This window comes from Geobacillus zalihae, from assembly GCF_030414215.1.
In the GTDB taxonomy this organism is placed as follows: domain Bacteria; phylum Bacillota; class Bacilli; order Bacillales; family Anoxybacillaceae; genus Geobacillus; species Geobacillus zalihae.
This window is the reverse complement of sequence record NZ_CP129217.1, coordinates 1,779,294-1,798,522: the sequence shown is the minus strand read 5'-3', so window position 1 is coordinate 1,798,522 and position 19,229 is coordinate 1,779,294. Positions and strand designations below refer to the sequence as shown.

Annotated in this window: 15 protein-coding genes, 1 tRNA gene, 1 pseudogene and 1 riboswitch; of the genes and pseudogenes, 15 read left to right on the top strand and 2 right to left on the bottom strand. The window is 55.1% G+C overall.

The window, feature by feature from the left end; all coding sequences use genetic code 11:
- Nucleotides 1–97 precede the first annotated feature (97 nt).
- From QWV57_RS09190 to QWV57_RS09170, 5 genes are all read left to right on the top strand, one after another.
- Entirely contained in the window at nt 98–4,255 is a 4,158-nt protein-coding gene (locus QWV57_RS09190; protein WP_129446757.1) for a bacteriocin-processing peptidase family protein, read from the top strand.
- Between the two features lie 81 nt (nt 4,256–4,336).
- Nucleotides 4,337–4,606, top strand: a complete 270-nt coding sequence (locus QWV57_RS09185) for a hypothetical protein (RefSeq protein ID WP_015374914.1) — start codon at nt 4,337–4,339, stop codon at nt 4,604–4,606.
- Between the two features lie 42 nt (nt 4,607–4,648).
- Nucleotides 4,649–5,398 (top strand): membrane protein insertase YidC, encoded by a 750-nt coding sequence (yidC, locus tag QWV57_RS09180; RefSeq protein WP_129446758.1) that lies wholly within the window; start codon nt 4,649–4,651, stop codon nt 5,396–5,398.
- Nucleotides 5,399–5,563: 165 nt separating this feature from the next.
- Nucleotides 5,564–6,115, top strand: coding sequence for a cysteine hydrolase family protein (locus tag QWV57_RS09175; RefSeq protein ID WP_015374912.1), 552 nt, complete (start codon nt 5,564–5,566; stop codon nt 6,113–6,115).
- A gap of 80 nt (nt 6,116–6,195) precedes the next feature.
- Nucleotides 6,196–7,665, top strand: coding sequence for a nicotinate phosphoribosyltransferase (locus tag QWV57_RS09170; RefSeq protein ID WP_015374911.1), 1,470 nt, complete (start codon nt 6,196–6,198; stop codon nt 7,663–7,665).
- Nucleotides 7,666–8,049: 384 nt separating this feature from the next.
- On the opposite strand, the gene pepF is transcribed toward QWV57_RS09170, so the two are convergent.
- The gene (pepF, locus tag QWV57_RS09165; protein ID WP_301099536.1) at nt 8,050–9,906 is read right to left on the bottom strand and encodes an oligoendopeptidase F; all 1,857 of its coding nucleotides are present in this window, start codon (nt 9,904–9,906) and stop codon (nt 8,050–8,052) included.
- 89 nt (nt 9,907–9,995) lie between these two features.
- Here pepF and QWV57_RS09160 point away from each other — a divergent pair, with 89 nt between their 5' ends.
- Both QWV57_RS09160 and QWV57_RS09155 read left to right on the top strand, forming a co-directional pair.
- A complete protein-coding gene (locus QWV57_RS09160) occupies nt 9,996–10,886 on the top strand; it encodes an aldo/keto reductase (protein WP_020756606.1) in 891 nt (296 codons plus the stop codon).
- 12 nt (nt 10,887–10,898) lie between these two features.
- Complete coding sequence (locus QWV57_RS09155) at nt 10,899–13,055, top strand: DNA topoisomerase III (RefSeq protein ID WP_301099531.1); 2,157 nt, start codon at nt 10,899–10,901, stop codon at nt 13,053–13,055.
- Nucleotides 13,056–13,239: 184 nt separating this feature from the next.
- Here QWV57_RS09155 and QWV57_RS09150 read toward each other — a convergent pair whose 3' ends face one another.
- A complete protein-coding gene (locus QWV57_RS09150) occupies nt 13,240–14,121 on the bottom strand; it encodes a glycerophosphodiester phosphodiesterase family protein (RefSeq protein WP_190300123.1) in 882 nt (293 codons plus the stop codon).
- 176 nt (nt 14,122–14,297) lie between these two features.
- Here QWV57_RS09150 and QWV57_RS09145 point away from each other — a divergent pair.
- From QWV57_RS09145 to QWV57_RS09110, 8 genes and pseudogenes are all read left to right on the top strand, one after another.
- A tRNA-Gln gene (locus QWV57_RS09145) sits at nt 14,298–14,369 on the top strand.
- A 238-nt stretch (nt 14,370–14,607) separates the two neighbouring features.
- Nucleotides 14,608–15,093, top strand: coding sequence for a ribonuclease E activity regulator RraA (gene rraA / locus QWV57_RS09140; protein WP_081212809.1), 486 nt, complete (start codon nt 14,608–14,610; stop codon nt 15,091–15,093).
- 51 nt (nt 15,094–15,144) lie between these two features.
- Nucleotides 15,145–15,399, top strand: coding sequence for a hypothetical protein (locus tag QWV57_RS09135; RefSeq protein ID WP_008880145.1), 255 nt, complete (start codon nt 15,145–15,147; stop codon nt 15,397–15,399).
- Nucleotides 15,389–15,769, top strand: coding sequence for a retropepsin-like aspartic protease (locus QWV57_RS09130; protein WP_008880146.1), 381 nt, complete (start codon nt 15,389–15,391; stop codon nt 15,767–15,769). The genes QWV57_RS09135 and QWV57_RS09130 overlap by 11 nt, the downstream gene beginning before the upstream one ends.
- 17 nt (nt 15,770–15,786) lie before the next feature.
- Nucleotides 15,787–15,954: pseudogene (locus QWV57_RS09125) on the top strand (RraA family protein); the annotation flags it as partial.
- A gap of 153 nt (nt 15,955–16,107) precedes the next feature.
- The gene (locus QWV57_RS09120) at nt 16,108–17,475 is read left to right on the top strand and encodes an ISLre2-like element ISGsp3 family transposase (protein WP_015374689.1); all 1,368 of its coding nucleotides are present in this window, start codon (nt 16,108–16,110) and stop codon (nt 17,473–17,475) included.
- 229 nt (nt 17,476–17,704) lie between these two features.
- Nucleotides 17,705–17,898, top strand: a riboswitch (cobalamin riboswitch).
- Nucleotides 17,899–18,084: 186 nt separating this feature from the next.
- Complete coding sequence (locus QWV57_RS09115) at nt 18,085–18,483, top strand: (2Fe-2S) ferredoxin domain-containing protein (RefSeq protein ID WP_011231300.1); 399 nt, start codon at nt 18,085–18,087, stop codon at nt 18,481–18,483.
- A complete protein-coding gene (locus tag QWV57_RS09110) occupies nt 18,484–19,227 on the top strand; it encodes an energy-coupling factor ABC transporter permease (protein WP_020754781.1) in 744 nt (247 codons plus the stop codon).
- The last annotated feature ends 2 nt before the right edge of the window (nt 19,228–19,229 follow it).

The window sequence follows — 19,229 nt, the reverse complement described above, 5'->3', positions numbered from 1 at the left end:
TTTTGTTGTCGTTATTTTTCTAAAAAAATAGGTGGCTGTTTTCGACGGCTTGTTCTAAACTAATGATAGTGAAAATGATAAAGGAGCTTTCAGTTGCATGATGATGGAACAAATTTCGTTGCTTATTCAAGAAAAGAGAATAATAGAGGCTCTAAACAAAGTAAAACCGTATTTGGAAAACGTAGGATTATTCGAGTGGCGGCCGCTCATGGCTTCGTGGGACGAGATCGAACCGTTTCGGACGCTCATCCGCCTGTTCGATTACGCGCTCATGTACCGGCATAGCGGGCTTGTCGCCCGGTACGCCCATCGGAAGTTCAACACGCTGCAGACGCTCGCTTGGGTGTGCGATGAGTGGCTCGAGAACCGCCGGCCGCTCGATGTGGAAGAGGCGCTCACCCCGCGTCTTACAGAAGCGCTCGAAGGCCGGGTGGAGGAGCCGAGGGAAGCGATCGCCCGGGCGGCGTTTGCGTTGGTGCGCGCTTTATTGGATATGCAGCGGATCGATGAGGCGCGGGAATGGATGGATGTGGTTGCCCGCTATGAGACGGTGCCGATGCATGACAAATGGGGCTATTTTTATATCGAAACCGGCGACCGGAAAAACGCGGAACAGGCGATTCGCGCCGGTCTCGACGACTCGGAGCGCGGCGATATGTGCTATTTGCTTCTTGCCGATTTGTACGCGCTTGACGGCCGCCACCACGAGGCGCTTGCCGTTCTGGAGGAAGGAGGGCAACGTTTTCCGCAAGTGCTGGCGTTTTACGCTGAGCGCGTGCGCCGCTTGCGCGATGTGCGTGCCTACCGCGAGGCGCTCGCGGCGATGGATGAACTTGACCGCCTGAATCCGCTTCATATGCATCGCCGTTATTTCGCCCATTTGCGCGCCGAACTGTATTACCAGCTTGACGAATGGGAGAAGCTTGAATCGCTTGTGAAAGCGGAGCCGCAGCTTGAAAAAACGCCGTACGCCCGCGCGCTTGGGCGGCAAGGGGAGCGGGCGGTTGCGCTGCCGCTTGTGCCGGTCGTGCAAAAGCATAACTATTGCGTGCCGGCGAGCCTGGAAATGATGCTTCGTTTGCTTGGCGCTCCGCGGACGCAAGATGAGGTGGCTCGGCATATTTTTGATGTGCGCGGCTCAAAGTTGTCGACGACGGTTCATTATTTGGAAGAGCTTGGCTTTGTTTGCCGCTTTTTCGTCGGCTCGCCGCTTCGTTGGAAGCGGCTGATTGATGAGGGCGTTCCGGTGCTGTTAAGCGTCGATTATGAACAGTCATCGCACGTGCAGGTGTTGTTTGGCTATGACGAGCGGCTTGGGGCGTTGTACGTGCAAGACCCGAATCTATTTGATCCGTTTGTCGTTTCCGAGGACGAGCTTGCCAAATGGTATGCAGGGACGCATTATTTGTCGATTGTGGCGCTTCCCCGGGAAAAAGCGGCGCTCGCCGCCGAGCTCCCCGAAGAGGAAGACCGCTATTTCCGCGAATTGCATGCGTTGGCCGAAAAGATGGATGAGGACGAGCAGGCGCATTTCGCCGTGTTTGTCGCCTTTTTGCGCAAGCATGAGCACATCCCGTACACATGGCTGTATGTCATGAAGCATTTCGGCAGCGACGAGGCGAAGCCGCTTGTATTGGAGTATACGGAACGAGTCTTGAACGAGTATCCGGAACATAACGACTTGCTGCTGATGGCGGCGAAAGCGTACGTCTACACACAAGAAATGGAGAAGGCCGAAGACGTTCTCAAACGGGTGAAAGGAAAGGCGCAAAGCCCGCTCTACCATTATTTGCGCGGCCGCATTGCCTTTTTTGCCAGCCGCTACGAAGAGGCGGCCCGCTATTTTCGCACCTCGCTCCAGTTGGACCCAGATCAGCCGGAAGTGTGGAGCTATTTCGGGCTCGCCTCGGCGTACGCCGGTCATATCGAAAAAGGGCTCATCTCTTCGCGCGTGGCAGTCAGCCTGTATCCGGGCGATTTGTTTATCGAAACGAATCACGGTGTGCTGTTGTTCCATGCGAAGCGGTTCGCCGAAGCGCGCGACTGGTTTGACCGTCTTGTGCGCCGCGAGCGGCGGGATGCCCAGCTTTGGTATGAGCGGGCCCGCTGCGACATGGAGCTTGGCCGAAGGCGCAAGGCGGAACGCGGCTTTTGCGTCGCGAAAGCGCTCGACCCGCAGGAACCGCACCCGTATTTGATGTTGGCTGACTTGTATGATGACGACGGCGATCGAGAAAAAGCGAAAATGGTGCTGGAAGAGGGATTGGCGGCCGCCTGGCGGTTGGCGCCGCTTTACGTCCGCCTTGGCGATCTCTATATGGAGGAAGGAGAGGCGGAACAAGCGGTTTCGTGCTACAAAGAGGCGGTCCGTCATGACCGCGATGACGTGTTCGCCCATCTCGGCTTGGCGGCCGCCCTTGCAGAACGCGGGGATATGGATGAAGCGCGTCGATATGTGATCGAGCAGCGCGCCCGTTTTGCCAACAACAGCGAATATTGGCTCAATGCAGGCAAATGGCTCATCGCCCACGGTTTCGCTGATGAGGGGGAAGGACGCGAGACGGCGCTGTCGTGGTTGGAAGAAGGGTTGCGTCTGGCTGAGTTTGAGGCGGAAGAAGCGTACGAGTTTTACCTTGATCAGCTGGCAACGCCGTCTTTAGAGGAACGCGGCCGGGCGTTTTTAGAGCAGCTTGTCTCAGCTCGCCCGACACTCGTTTCGGCCCATTCCGCTCTCGGCGCCCTTTATGAACGGCAAGGACGGCCGTCGAAGGCTATGGATTTGTACCGCGAAGCTGCCGCCATGGGCCATGCGCTTTCCCGCTTTCGGCTCGCGGAGCTGTGCGCCTCACTTGGACGCCACGAAGAGGCGAAACAACAGTATGAGACGTGTCTCAAAGCCGATCCATCGTTTGTCCTTTGCCATTTTCGCTTAGCTGCGCTCTATGAGGCAGAAGGAAACGAAGAGCGGCAGCATACGCATTTGCTTCAGGCGGTGCGCTTGGCCCCGAAGCGTGTCGATATGGAGCAGCTTGCCGCGATTGCGGAGCCTTCCGCGCTTCTCCGCGCGCTGGCTGATGCCCGTCCGCATGCAGGGGAGGCGTGGTATTACGACAGTCTTGGATATGTTTATGGAGCGCTCGGACGCCGCGATCAAGAAAAGGCGGCGGTCGAGAAGGCGCTTGCTCTTGACCCGGACCATCCTGAAGTGCTCCGCCATTGGGCGATGGTGCTGATCGCGGAAGGAAGCCAAAAAGAGGCGGCGAAACTGCTCGAACAGTTGATGGTGCGCCATCCGGACGATGAATCGTTGTACCCGTTGTATGTGGCTCTCTTTCCGAAAACGATGCGCGGCTTAGGGAAGCTGCGCCATCGACTCGAGCGGCTGAAGGCAAGCCGCGAGGCGAAAAGCGTGATGTATCGGAACACCGCCTCGGCTCTTTTCCCGTATTTTGGCGAGGAGCAGGGGGAGCATGACGAACCGGTGCGATGGTGGACAAAAGCGAAAGAATGGGTCGGCACCGTTGTCTTGTTTTCGATTGTGACCGATTTCTACGACGAAGCGATTCGCCTCAACCGCAGCGATGCGGAAGCCTACAGGCGGCTCGCCCGCTTATATGCCGCGCTCGAATTGGACAGCGATGCCGTGAAAACGTGGCGCAAAGCGCTCGCCCGCGTTTGGGATCCGTCTTTGGCGCAAGAATTTGTGGAATATTTATTGGCCGCCGATGAGGAAAGAAAACGCGAGGAAGCGAAGCGCTGGCTGGAGCGGCTGCTGGCTGATGACCCGGATGATGTCGACCTGCGCGTGCTGCAGGCGGTCGTTTGGCTTCAAGAAGGACAGCGCGAGAAAGCCAAGCGGCAGCTCGAGGAGATTGTGGCGGAAGAACCGCTCGCCCGTGAGGCGCTCATGTTGCTTGGCGAGCATTATATGGAAACGGGCCGCTATCAAGAAGCGGCGGCGCTTTGGGAGCGCTATGCCGATTGGTATCCTGAGGATGAAGAGTTCCATATGCAGCTTGCGGCTGTTTATGAAGAAGCGGGGCGCATCGATCAAGCGCTCGCGGCCATCGAGCGGTGCGTCCATATGGCCAACGATGCCCGGCTTCGCTACGAACGAGCCCGCTATCTCGCGTTGCTTGGACGCTTCGATGAGGCGAAAGAAGAGCTTCGGGCGGCGCTGGCGGCCGATGAAAGCGGGGAGCTGGCCGTCTTGGCAGCCGACGAGCCGGCATTTCACCGCTTGGAGCGGATGTGATCAATTGTTGCTTTTCTTTCGGTTGAAAGTTTGCTATTGTATGGAAAGAGAACAATCGACAGGCGAAAGGGAGGTGGACGCATGGAAGCGCCTATTGATTTGCTTGTGTATATGTCGCTTGTCGGCGCGCTATGGATCATCATGAAAGGACATACGAGCGCGCGCCGGATGGCAGGTTCGCTGTTTTATGAACCGGCGTTGGCCGCGGTTCGCGAGCATGAAGCAGAGGGAGGCGCCGAACGGGCGGCGCTTCCATGGCGCCCGCTGTTTTTGCCGCAACGGCGGAAAATTCCCGTTCGGGAACGGACAAGCCGAACGGATGAGGATGGAAGGCCCTTTCCTTTATGTTGAAACGGCATGATTTTGCAACATGATATTGAAGGAGGGCTTTTCATGAAAAAATGGGTATTGGTGCTGCTTGGCGCCGTTTTGCTTCTTGCCGGCTGCAACCGCAACGAACCGATCGACGAACATAGCCAAGGCATTTGGAACCATTATTTTGTCTATCCAATGTCGAAGCTTCTTTTGACGCTTGGGCACTGGTTTGGCGACAATTACGGCATCGCCATTATCGTGCTGACGCTCATCGTCCGCTTTTGCTTGCTGCCGCTCATTTTGAAGCAGTTCCGCGCATCGATCGCCATGCAAAAACTGCGCCCGGAGCTTATGAAGCTGCAAGAAAAATATAAAAGCAAAGACCCGGAAACGCAGCGCAAGCTCCAGCAAGAAATGATGCAGCTGTATCAAAAGCACGGCGTCAACCCGGCGAGCGGCTGCCTGCCGGTGCTCATTCAAATGCCGATTTTTATGGCGCTTTATTACGCGATTTCGCGGACGCAAGAAATTAAAACGCATTCGTTCTTATGGGTCGAGCTCGGCCATCGCGATCCGTATTTCATTTTGCCCGTTTTAGCGGCGTTGACGACGTTCATCTCGCTCCGCCTGTCGCCGTCGATGGCTGAAGAACAAATGCCGCAAATGGCGATGATGTCGTACATCATGACGGTCATGATTTTTATCGGCGCCAGCTCCGTTCCATCGGCGCTGTCGCTCTATTGGGTCGTCGGCGGCTGCTTCTCGATCATCCAGTCGCTCATTTTGCGCAGTCAGCTGAAAGCGGCGAAAACGGCGGAAAACAGCTGAAACCACATCGACAATCCCCTGTCCGCTTCGAGCAGGCAGGGGATTTGTTGTCTTGTCTGCTGTCCATATTGCTATGGTATAATGGTAGAAAAGCCCAACAAGATGTAGGCGGGATGAAAAAACAGCAACCCGACCATGCAGGAAGAGGAAAAGGAGTGAACGGGAATGAACAAGGCGCTCATTAACATCGACTACACCGTCGATTTCATCGCCGATCATGGCGCGCTTACATGCGGGAAACCGGGGCAGGCGATTGAAAAAGAGCTCGTGCGGGTGACGAAACAGTTTATTGACAACGGTGATTTTGTCGTCTTTGCCATTGACAAGCATGTGGCGGGAGACGACTATCATCCGGAAACGAAGCTGTTTCCGCCGCATAACATTGAAGGGACGGAGGGGCGAAAGCTGTACGGGGAGCTCGAGGCGGTGTATCAGGGGAACAAGCATAAAAACAATGTGTATTGGATGGACAAAACGCGCTACAGCGCGTTCGCCGGGACCGATTTGGAGCTGAAATTGCGGGAAAGAGGCATCACGGAAGTGCATTTGGTCGGCTGCTGCACCGATATTTGCGTTCTTCATACGGCGGTCGATGCGTACAACAAAGGATTTCGCATCGTCGTCCACCGGCGGGCGGTGGCGAGCTTCGACGCGGCGGGACACGAATGGGCGCTCCGCCATTTTCGCCATACGCTAGGCGCGGAAATAGTGGAATAATGGAGAAAACGTGATAGAATAGACGATGAACATTGTTTTATTCGGCGGCGCCGTCATTCGTGTGTTGGAGGTAGCAATTCATGAAGACATATGCTGATGACAGTTTGATGCTTCATACGGACTTATATCAAATCAATATGGTCGAGACGTATTGGGAAGATCGTATGCATGAGCGCCGCGCTGTGTTTGAAGTGTTTTTCCGCAAGCTGCCGTTTGGCAACGGCTATGCGGTGTTCGCTGGGTTGGAGCGCGTCATTCAGTTTTTGCAGCAGTTCCGATTTTCTGACAGCGACATCGACTATTTGCGCCAAGAGCTTGGTTACCGCGACGATTTTTTAGACTATTTGCGGACGCTTCGCTTCACCGGCACGGTCCGTTCGATGCGCGAAGGGGAAGTGGTGTTTGCCAACGAGCCGATTATGCGCATTGAGGCGCCGCTTGCGGAGGCGCAGCTCATTGAAACCGCCATTTTAAACATCATCAATTTTCAGACGCTCATCGCCACGAAAGCGTCGCGCATTAAGCATATTCTCGGGGATGAGCCGGCCTTGGAGTTCGGCAGCCGGCGGGCGCAGGAGATGGATGCGGCGCTTTGGGGCGCGCGCGCAGCGTATATCGGCGGGATTGAGGCGACATCAAACGTGCGTGCCGGGAAGCTGTTTGGCATTCCGGTCGCCGGAACGCACGCCCATTCAATGATTCAAGCGTATCAGGATGAATACACGGCCTTTTTGAAGTATGCACGCCGCCATAAAGACTGTGTCTTTCTTGTCGATACGTACGATACGTTAAAGTCCGGGGTGCCAAACGCCATTCGCGTCGCGAAGGAGCTGGGCGACCAAATCAACTTTATCGGCATCCGCATCGACAGCGGCGATTTGGCCTATTTGTCGAAAGAAGCGCGGAAAATGCTCGATGAAGCCGGATTTCCGAACGCGAAAATTTTCGCCTCAAACGATTTGGACGAAGATACGATTTTAAACTTGAAGTCGCAAGGGGCGAAAATCGATGTGTGGGGGATCGGCACCAAACTCATTACGGCGTACGATCAGCCGGCGCTCGGCGCCGTGTACAAAATGGTGGCGATCGAAAACGAACGCGGTGAGATGGTCGATACGATCAAAATCAGCGGCAATCCGGAAAAAGTGACGACGCCGGGGCTGAAGCGGGTGTACCGCATCGTCAACAAAATCAACCATAAAGCGGAAGGCGACTACATCGCCTTAGAGAGCGAAAACCCGCAGCAAGAAGAGCGGCTGAAAATGTTCCATCCGGTGTACACGTTCATCAGCAAATTCGTCACCAATTTCGAAGCGCGTGATTTGCATGTGACGATCTTCGACAACGGCCGGCTGGTGTATACGTCGCCCCCGCTTCCGGACATTCAAGCGTATGCGAAAGAAAGCTTGCGCTTGTTTTGGGAGGAGTACAAACGGACGCTCAATCCCGAGCAATATCCCGTCGATTTGAGCCAAGCGTGTTGGGACAATAAGATGGAAAACATCCGCAAGGTGAAAGAAAAAATTGCCGGCGCATCTTTAAGTGAATAACCGTCTTGGCTGCGGGGCAAGCGCATGGTGTCGCTTTGTGCGCGATCGACCGCCTTAACCGGTCCCGCGCGTTGCAACGCAAAGCGATATTCTTTTTTCCGCCGCAACAACAAAGGTGTCCCGAACGGCGCGGGACACCTCTTTCATGTATATAGATGCAACAAAGAAGTTTAACATATCCTTGACAGAAAAGTGGTTTGCCCATTTTTGACTGTCGAAGGCAAGCGTGTGGCTTGCCTCCGTCACGCCTTAGCGTGACGGAAGACCGAACAACGACTCGCTTCACAGACCCATTCATGGGTCTTTAAGCGGCGTTGTTCGGTCACTCGACAGTCGGATGCAATGACCGGCAAAGACGAAAAATGTTAAAGCTTTAAATTGCATCTATATAGACCGCTGACGGTTTTGGCTTGGCAGCTGTCGATCGAGTTCGTCAACGAGTTCGGCGAAATGATCTAAGACCCGCTCGATCGGTTCGGGGCTTGTCATATCCACTCCGGCACGTTTGAGCAGACGGATCGGGTCATCGGATGCGCCGGAGCGCAAAAATTGTTTGTACCGCTTCACCGCCTTGCCGCTTGCATCGGTTTGGATGCCGCTCACAATGGTGTACGACGCCGCGAGCGAAGTGGCATATTTGTATACATAAAAGGCGTCATAAAAATGCGGAATGCGCAGCCAGCCGCGCGCGGCGCCGGGATCGGCGGCGTACGCCGGGCCGTAATACGTTTTGAGCAAGCCAAGCCAAAGCTGGTTCAGTTCGTCCGCTGTCAGGCTGCCGCCTTGGCGCACTTTGTCATGAATGATCCGCTCAAATTCGGAATACATCACTTGCGTGTACAACGTGCCGCGGATTTGCTCGATTTGTTCGACGAGCAGGCGGAGTTTTTCTTCTTTTGTTTTTGCCTGTTTGTATAAATAATCGAGCATGAGCCATTCGTTTGCGGTCGAGGCGACTTCGGCGGTGAAAATCGAATGGCCGGAATAATGGTACGGCTGCGCGCGGTTCGTGTAGACGGAATGCATGGCGTGCCCAAGCTCGTGGGCCATCGTCAATACGCCATCAAGCGAACCGTTGTAATTGAGCAAGATGAACGGATGGGTGTCATACGCTCCCGTGTTGTAGCCGCCGGTATATTTTTTCGGGCGCGGGAAGACATCAAGCCATCGCTCTTGAAACGCTCGGTGCACCTGTTTGATATAGTCGGCGCCGAGCGGCTTGAGCCCTTCGACAATGAACGTTTTCGCTGTTTCAACTGGGATCGATTTCGCCGTTTCGCCGACAAGCGGCACGTACAAATCATAGCTGTGAACGCGGTCAAGCCCGAGCGCGCGCCGCCGCAATTCGATATAGCGGTGCAGCGCCGGCAAATGGCGGCGGGTGGCGGCGATTAAGTTGTCGAACACTTCCTTCGGGACATCGTCGGCGGCCAGCGCGGCGGCCAGGCCGGATGGATAGCGGCGCACGTTCGCATACAATTCATCCGCTTTGACCGAGGCGTACAGCGTCGCCGCGGCGGTCTGCTCGAGCGCCTCATAGCTTTTCGCTTTCGCTTCAAACGCCGCCTTTCGATAGCGGCGGTCCGGGTGCTCGAGCATGGCGGCGTATTGGTCGTCGGTCAATGTCACCGTTTTTCCGTTCGGCATCGTGACAGACGGCGGCTCGTAATCGCCGCGGGCGGCGTGGTCATAAATGTTCTCCGCCTCGCCGAGCGCCGGCGATAGTTTCGCGAGCAGCCGTTCTTCGCGTTTCGTAAGCGTATGCGGCTTTTGCTCGCGCAACTCATGGAAGTAATAGCGGTACGCTTTCAGCTCTTTGCTCGTTTGGAGCTTCTTGAGCGTCCGCTCGGGTAGGGCGAGCAGTTCCGGCTCGATGAACGCTGTTTTCGCCGCATATTGGGCGGCGAGCGCTTCCACTTTTGCCCCAAGCCGGGCCGCTGCCTCGTCTTCAATGTTCAGATCGCGTTTTAAATGGGTGTAAAGCGACAGTTTTTCGAGCTTGCGGGCCGTTTGTTCGTTGAGGGCGAACAGTTTGGCGATCGTCTTTGCATCATCGAGTTTTCCTTCAAACGCCGCCAGTTTCGGCAAGGCGTTTTGCACCGCCTTGTAGTCGTGCATCCACTCGGCTTCGGATGGATAAATGTCGGCTAGGTTCCATTCGTATGCGGTTTCGGCGGCTGATGCCGGCCATGGGGAGGCGAAAAGAAGCACAGCGGCGAGCCCAAGAAGCCAGCGCTTCATATCATCACGTCCTTTCCGTTTTTTCCTCTTGTTGGTAGTATGCGCAAGCGGAACGATTTTAGCCAAAAATAAAGAAAGGGAGACAATCAATGGAACGAATTCGGTTGGCGGACGATTTGACGTTTTCCCGCCTCATTCACGGCTGTTGGCGGCTTGCGGACTGGGGCTATTCGCGCGAGCAGCTGCTCGGGCTCATTGAATTTTGTCTTGAGCGCGGCATTACGACGTTTGACCATGCTGATATTTACGGCGACTATACGTGTGAATCGCGCTTTGGCGAAGCACTGGCGTTAAAGCCAAGCTTGCGCGGTCAGATCGAGATCGTGACGAAATGCGGCATCAAGCTGCCATCGAAGTACGGGATGAAATTATACGATACAAGCAAAAATCATATCATCGCTTCGGTTGAGCAATCCCTTCGACACTTCCATACCGATTATATTGATGTATTGCTTATCCACCGCCCGGATCCGTTTATGAACCCGGAAGAGGTGGCCGAGGCGTTTCTCCAACTCAAGCAGGATGGAAAAGTGCGCTATTTTGGCGTTTCCAACTTTAAACGTTCGCAGTGGGAAATGCTTCAGTCGTATTTGCCGTTTCCGCTCGTGACCAACCAAATCGAAGTATCGGCGTATCGGTTGGAAAATCTTGAAGACGGCACCGTTGACCTTTGCCTTGAGAAGCGCATTCCGCCAATGGTATGGTCGCCGCTCACCGGCGGGGCGATTTTTTCCGCTGACGATGACCGGGCGGTGCGGTTGCGCGGGACGCTTGAACAAGTGCGGGGTGAGGTGGGCGCTGAGACGATCGACGAAGTGTTGTACGCGTGGCTTCTCGTTCATCCAGCGCGGATGATGCCGATTGTCGGCTCGGGAAAACGAGAACGCATCGAGCGGGCGGTGCGGGCGTTGTCGCTTCCGCTTTCCCGCGAGCAATGGTTCGCTATCTTACAAAGCTCCATGGGGCATGATGTGCCGTAAGGGGAGAGGACGATGAAGGTCATTATCGCGGAAAAGCCGGACCAAGGGGCGACGCTCGCCTCGATTTTTCGGACGAAAAAACGGCAAGGCTATATCGAAATTTTGCCGAATGACTTGTTTCCCGACGGGGCGTATATGACATGGGCGATCGGGCATTTGTTCCAGCTCGCCCCGCCGGAGCGGTATCGGCCGGAGTGGAAGCGGTGGACGCTCGGCACGTTGCCGATCATCCCGGAACGGTTTGAGTATGAGATCGAAAAAGCGAAGGCGAAACAGTTCAAGGTTGTGAAAGAATTGCTGCGAAAGCCGGAAGTGACGGAAATCATCCATGCCGGCGACGCGGGGCGCGAAGGGGAGCTCATTGTGCGCAACCTCATCCGCCTAAGCGGCGTGAACAAGCCGATGAAGCGGCTTTGGCTGTCGTCCTTGACCCCGAAGGCGATCGAGGAAGGGTTCCGCCGCCTGCTTGATGAACGGACGACGCGCCCGCTCTATGAGGAAGCGTACGCTCGCGCCTGCGCGGATTGGCTCGTCGGCATGAACGCCTCGCGCGTGTACAGCCTCTTGCTGAAGGAGCGCGGGATGAACGATGTGTTTTCCGTCGGGCGCGTGCAGACGCCGACATTGGCGCTGATCGTCCGGCGTGAGCGGGAAATTGAGCAGTTCCGCCCTGAACCGTTTTGGGAAGTCGTCGCCTCGTTTGTCATTGGCGACAAGCGTTATGAAGGAAAATGGACGGATAAAAACGGCCAAACGCGTCTTGGGGACGAGGAGATGGCGAAAAAGATCGCTGCCTTTTGCCAAGGAAAACGGGCGGAAGTCGCCGACGTCCACACGGAGCGGAAAACGTATCAGCCGCCGCTGTTGTTCAACTTATCGACGCTGCAAGCGACAGCGAACAAGTTGTATCGCTTCTCGCCGAAAAAGACGCTTGATGTGCTGCAGTCACTCTACCAAAAAGGGATCGTTTCGTATCCTCGTTCCGATTCGATGCATGTGACGAAAGGGGAAGCGGAAACGTTTCCCGCCATTTTGCAAAAGCTGTCCTCGTTTCCGGCGTACGCTTCGTATTTTCCGTTGCCGCAGCCGTCGATTTTACAGAATAAACGTTATGTAAACGAGAAAAAGGTGACGGACCATTACGCCATTATCCCGACCGAGCAAGTGGTGGATCCCGAGAAGCTGTCAGCCGACGAACGGAAGGTGTACGATTTGGTCGTCCGCCGCCTAATTGCCGCCCACCATCAGGCGGCGGTCATCGATTATACGACCGTCACGACGCTCGTTGACGGCCGGGCCCGCTTTGTTTCGAAAGGAAGACAAGTCGTCGAGGAAGGATGGCGCGCCGTCATCCGTCCGCATGAGGAGGAGAAAGATGCTGCGCTGCCTCCCCTTGAGCGAGGGGAGGCGGGGAAAGCGGCCGCTGTCAAGGTGAAAGAAGGGAAGACCGAGCCGCCGAAACGGTATACAGAAGGCGAACTCATCACCTTGATGAAAACGGCGGGAAAATTTTTGGACGATGAGGAACTGGAAAAAGTGCTCGCCAAAACGGAAGGGCTTGGCACGGAAGCAACAAGGGCGGCGATCATTACCATGCTGAAAGAGCGGAAGTATATTGAAGTGAAAAAGAACCTCGTGTACGCGACCGACAAGGCGAAAGTGTTGATCGAGGCGCTTGGCGGCACGATCCTCGCCTCGCCGGAAATGACGGCGAAATGGGAGCAGCGCTTAAGCGAAATCGGCGAAGGGAGCGCCTCGCCCGCCGCCTTTATGGAACAGGTAAAAAAGTTGGCGCAAAAAGTGGTCACTGACGCCATCGCCGCCGCGCCGAATTGGAATTTCAGAGGGGTTGACGCCGCCTCGATCCAGCGGACAAGGAAGAAAAAAACGATGGGCGAGAAGCTTGGGCCGTGCCCGCTTTGCTGCGGGACCGTCATCGACAAAGGAACGTTGTACGGCTGCGACCAGTACGCGAAAACAAAATGCCCGTTTACGATCTCCAAACGCATTCTCGGCAAATCGATTTCGGCGGCCAATGTGAAAAAACTGCTTTCTCAAGGAAAAACGAATGTCATCAAAGGATTCAAAAAAGGCGAGAAAACGTTTGACGCCATACTCGTTTGGGATGAAAACGAGAAGAAATTATCGTTTCAGTTTCCGAAGCGATGACGAAAGCAACACGAGTGGGGGACGGGAGGTTTGGCGAAAAAGCGGACCGATGGCGGACCGCCGATCTGACCTCCTTTTTCTCAAATGATGAACCGAATCGGATCAAATGGGAACGATTTTCGTTTTTATTAACCGTAATAACATTATGTAAAGAATGAGTTCCCCCTGGCTCCCTGAAGGCGGGTCAATGACGGGGCAAACGACGGCAGGCGGCAATGCGGCCAGGGCGGTCTGGATAATCGGTGAACACACCGTCCACGCCCATGGCGCATAGGCGAGCGAGATCGTGTGGTTCATTGACGGTATAGACGTGAACCATGAGCCCGCGGCCATGGGCGGCGCGCACCCACTCTTCGGTGACGGCTGAGAGCGGCAAGCCGATGCCATCGGCATAGACGGCGATTTGTTGCAACAGCTCGTCGCGGCCACTTCGCGCTTCCTTTTCGCCGACCAATTGAATGAGCGGGACGCCGCGCGGGATGAGCGGGCGGAGCGCCTGCAAACTTTCTGGATGGAACGATTGAAACATGACGCTTCCGCGCTGGAGAACGCCGTGTTTTTGCAATAGGCGGGCGACCGCCCGTTCGATGCCGGGCTGTTTCGTTTCGACGTACAATGGAACGTTTACACGTTCCGCTTTCAGCATCCGAACCACCTCATCAAGCGTCGGAACGCATTCGCCGGCAAAGCGTGGATCGAACCACGATCCGGCATCCAATTTTTTGAGCTCACGCAATGAAAAATCGCTGACCCGCCATGGCGACCGGTGCGGGTAAACCGTTTCGACATTTGTCGTCCGGGCGAGCGTCGCATCATGCAGGACAACGAGCTTCCCGTCTTTCGTTGCGCGCACATCGACTTCGATATAATCGGCATTCATGAGGGCGGCGAGGCGGTAGGATGAGAGCGTATGCTCCGGCGCGTGTCCGGACGCGCCGCGGTGGGCGATGACGGCGGTTTTCGGCTGGCTGGGTGGCTGCCAGGCAGCCGCGGCCGCTAAGACGATCGGCAGCGATAACAAAAACAATGCGCAAAGATAGATGCGAAAAACCGTGATCCGGCGCATAGACATCTCTCCCCTTCCAGTATCATATCAGGAAAACAAGTGTTAGGGGAATAACGGGGTGATATAGTGGGGAAAGGGTGCTTGTACCGATAGTGTCGCACATCAAGCAAAAGAATATTCAGGTTGATGCATAACGTGCACCATCATGCCGCATACTGTAAACGACAACAAAACGTTGGGCTATAGCCAAGCGGTAAGGCAACGGACTTTGACTCCGTGATGCGCTGGTTCGAATCCAGCTAGCCCAGCTGAATCGCCGGACGGGGCTCGTTCGTCCCGGCGGCCAAAACGGCTTCCGCCATGTTGTGCGGGGCCGTTTTTTCGTTCGCCGGAAAGCGGGGACGAGAACATCTTTTTATCGTTTTCAGCGGCCCCGCAAGGACACGCATCCGATGCCCGAGCAGAAGCAGCGCCGCAAAAAAATGTGGTGTCGGCAGGATTTTGACGAATGGTGGCGAATGAAAAAAAACGAAAGGGGAGAGGATCATGAAAACAGCTGATTTATGCGATCAATGTTTAGATGAGTTGCAAGTGTGCGAACTTTCGTTTCAATCGTACGGCGGAAAACGGATGTTTTCCGGGCCGATCGCGACGGTCGACGTGTTTGAGGACAACGTCCTTGTCCGTGAAGCGCTCGAGACGGTGCCGCCGGGGACGGTGCTCGTGGTCGATGGAAAAGGCTCGCGCCGCGTGGCGCTATTAGGCGACCGGTTGGCGCAAATCGCCTGCGACCGGGGGCTTGCCGGCATCATCATCCACGGCTGCATTCGCGATTCGGCGGAAATCGGCCGCATGCCGCTTGGGGTCATGGCGATCGGCACGTGCCCAGTGAAAAGCAAAAAAGAAGGAAAAGGCGCCCGCGACGTTGTGCTCGAGTTCGGCGGCGTCCGCTGGGAGCCGGGCGCATACGTGTACGCCGATGCCGACGGCGTTGTCGTCGCCAACAAAGATTTGTTGGCGAAAAATGGTTGACGGCTGCGGTCGAGTCTCGTTCAATACAACGAACAGGTTGAGGCGATGGAGATGGAATGGCAGGAAGTGCGTTCATTGTATCCAAATCAATTTGTGAAATTACAAGTATTAAAGTCCCATTTAGAGGGAGATCAAGAAATCATTGAAGAGGTGGCTGTTATCGGAACGGTTTCGGACAAGGATGCAACTCGTGAGTTGCTGCAATCGAAAGGGAATCAGCTTGTTTATCATACTAGCCACAAGGAGATTGTTTTAAAAGTTCGGGGAGCGATTGGCCTGAGAGGGAAATTTCATTATGCAGATTGAATATCGTGAAGGCTTGCTGTTTGCATCGATCGAAATCGTTTATCAAGGAAGGTCTAAGTTGATTCATAATATGGTGATTGATACTGGTGCGGCGAAAACAGTGATTTCTCAAAATGCAGTAGAAGATATTCATTTGCGGGTAGAGCCGGGCGATCGTATTGTGGCTTATTACGGAATCGGTGGGAAAGAGTACGCGTTTACAAAAAAATTAGACTGTATTCAGCTAGATTCTTTCCAGCTAAGAGAGTATGAAATTGATTTTAGCGGGATGGACTATGAGGGGATTAACGGTTTGTTAGGATTGGATATATTGCTGGGCGCTGGATTTGTCTTAGACCTGGACAAGTTGGAGATGTATCGTTCTGGTTGAAATGGAACGCCCGCTCGAAATGCCAAAAAGAAGGAAAAGGCGCCCGCGACGTTGTGCTCGAGTTCGGCGGCGTCCGCTGGGAGCCGGGCGCATACGTGTACGCCGATGCCGACGGTGTTGTCGTCGCCCGCGAAGATTTGTCGGCAAGTGTGAGTAAAATATTTGTGGGTGACATTCCGAAATGATCCCCGACGAGGGTTGCGAACTTTTGTTCGCGACGCTCGTCGGGGCCACCAAGCGAAGCGCGGTAGAAAAAAGCAAATGTCATGCAAAAAGGACTCTCTCCCTGCTATGATGGTGATTGTCAACATCAACCGAAAACAGGAGGGAGAGAGTCCATGAAACATCTTACCACAGAATGGCCTTTATTAAAAGAGCTGGAGGAACAATTAGTCAGAACTCTTCAAAAGGTGTTCGCGGTCTTGTTGGCGGCCCTTTTGGAGGAGATCGATCAACAACTGGCGGAAGCGCGGGACAAGCGCCGGTATCAGCTGAAAGACAAACGGCCGACTACGATCCAAACGCTGTTTGGAGAAGTGACGTTTCGACGGAACTACTACTATGACCGGCAAACGGGGAACTATACCTTCTTGCTGGATGCCGAATTAGGCTTTGATGGGGCCCGATCGATCAGTCCTTGCCTCGAGGAAACGGCGGTCGAGTTGGCCGTCGAGTGCTCTTCCTACCGCAAAGCGGCTCGTACGCTGGAGTCGATCGTGGGGTATGCGGTCATGAGCCACGAGGCGATTCGCCAACTGGTGCTGGAGGCCCCTGTCTCGCTGCACCGCCCTGTTTCCCAACGGCACGGCCGGGTGCTGTTTGTGGAGGCGGATGGACTGTTTATTTCCCGCCAGGGGAAAGGGAAACGGGCGAAAGAAGAGAAAATCCTGGCGGTTCACGAGGGATGGAAACGAAACGGTTCGCAGCTCGAGCTCGTGAACCGGCGCCACTACCTCCATGAAGGGGAGGGAGACGTGTGGGAACGGTTCGAAGAGTGGCTGATGAACGAATATGCCTATGATCCGTGCCGGGACCTGTTGATCATCAACGGCGACGCGGCGTCGTGGATCACGGCCTGCCGGGAGTATTTTGGGAAGCGGGCGTGCTTTCAGCTGGATCGATTTCATGTGGCGCGGGAGCTGCGTCAGTGTCTGTCCGGCCATCCGCGTTGGCGGGAGGTGCGGAAGAAGCTGGCGAAACAAGACGAAGAGGGGCTTCTCGTGGAGCTGAACAGCGCGGTCGGCACGTTGGAGGACGAAGCGAAAGAGAAGCAGATGGCTGCCATGATCCGCCGGATCGAGTCGATGCCGGGATGCATCCGGGACTATCGGGAGTGGCTGTCGGAGCAAGGGGTGGAGACGACCGGCATGCGTCCGATGGGCCACGCCGAGAGCGTGATGAGCCGGTTTGCGCATCGGGTGAAATCCCGCCGCAGCTGGAAAGACCAAGGGCTTCGGGCGTTTCTGAGGGCGATGGCGGCCCGAATCGACGGGATTTGGCGGAGAAATGGGCAGTTGGTGGAGGAAGAAGAGACCCGAACGGCGGCCTCGGCCTCAACAAAGTCCAAGCGGATCGAACAGGCCAAACGGAAGGCCGGACGGTTATGGGCAGATGTGGTGCGTCAGAATCTACCGTGTCTGCAGCGGTCATCCGGGACACCGATCCATCAAGCGTTGTCGGCGCTCCGGGATGGTGGTTGGGTGTAAAAAAATGGAATATCGTATCATCGCCTCAAGATGAGGGATGAGAGTCCGAAAGCGCTTACGATATGAATTCCTGAAAATGGTTCGCTAACTAGTGATTGACAACGCCCGTAGTGAACCGAAAAAATGTTCTCCACAAAGTCTTGACTGACTCTGTCGGCAAAAAACGGTTGACGCCTGCCATCAAGTTGTACTACGATGAGAACGGATGCTTGTTCCATGACAAGATCAATAGGCGAGAAACAGACAAGGTGCCTAAGCCTGCTTTAGGGTTTGGGTGAAAAGGGAAGCCCGGTGAAAATCCGGCACGGTGCCCGCCACTGTGATGGGGAGCTTTGCGGCAGCAAGTCACTGAAGGATGCTTCGGGAAGACGCCGTCAAGCGATGATCCTAAGTCAGGAGACCTGCCTTGTTTGGATCGGACGGATGCCTACGGGACTATAGGCAGACGTGCGGGAGAATGATGGCTACATTGGGCCTGTTTGGGCCGTTTACGGCTTTCGTATACATTTTTCTGCACCTCTGCTGTAGAGGTGCTTTTTCTTTTGCCGAAAACCTGCCCGTCTGTCTGCGTCTAAATTCTATCATTCTAGCCAAAAAGGGGGGGATTCGGTGGCGACATGGGATTTGCGGGGAATGAAGCATCATGTGCTCATTTGCAACGGAGGGACGTGCCTCCGCCATGGCGGGGATGATGTGACAACGGCGGTGCGCGAGGAGATCGCCCGTCTCGGGCTTGACGACGCTGTCCATACAACAAGGACGCGCTGCAACGGACGATGCCAAGACGCGTGCGTGATGATCGTCTATCCGCAAGGCATCTGGTATCGACAGATGACGCCGGAGCGGGCGAAGGAGGTTGTGCGCGCCCATTTGGGTGAGGGGGTTCCGATGCGGGAGTGGGCGACGTATGAATACGAAGGCGAATTGGTGTTGACGCCAGCCGGCGAACGGGAGGCGCCAAGCGGAAAACGGAAAACGGAACATGCTGCGAAAGGAGTGAAGGGATAAATGAAGAGAGCGGTTCGATGGAGCGGAATGGCGGCTTTGTTCGTTTCTTATTTTTTGTTGACGAATGAAAATGAAGCGTATGCCATGCACATTATGGAAGGATTTTTGCCTGTCAAATGGGCGCTGTTTTGGTGGCTGTTGTTTTTGCCGTTCTTTGTGTTCGGATTGCGGCGGCTTGTGCATACGCTGAAGCAGCACCCCGAACATAAGCTTCTGATGGCGTTAGCTGGCGCGTTTACATTTGTATTGTCGGCGTTGAAAATTCCATCCGTCACCGGCAGCAGCTCGCATCCGACCGGGATCGGCTTCGGCTCGGTTTTGTTTGGACCATGGGTGATGGTGGTGATCGGCACAGTCGTTCTTCTCTTTCAAGCGCTGCTTCTTGCCCACGGAGGAGTGACGACGCTTGGGGCCAATGCGATGTCGATGGCGATCGTCGGCCCGTTCGTCGCGTACGGAGTGTATCAACTGTGCCGAAAAGGGGCGGTATCCAATCGAGCGGCTTTGTTTCTTGCCGCTTGTTTGTCTGATTTGGCTACATATGTCATGACGTCCCTGCAGCTTGCCCTGGCGTTTCCGTCTCCTGATGGGGGAGTCACCGCCTCGTTTTTGAAATTCGCCGGCATTTTTGCCATTACTCAAGTGCCGTTGGCGGTGACGGAAGGCATCATAACGGTAATCGTCTGGAACTGGCTTTCCTCCTATCAAGCTTCTCCGCTGTTCCAAAAGGAAAAGGGGGCGTAATG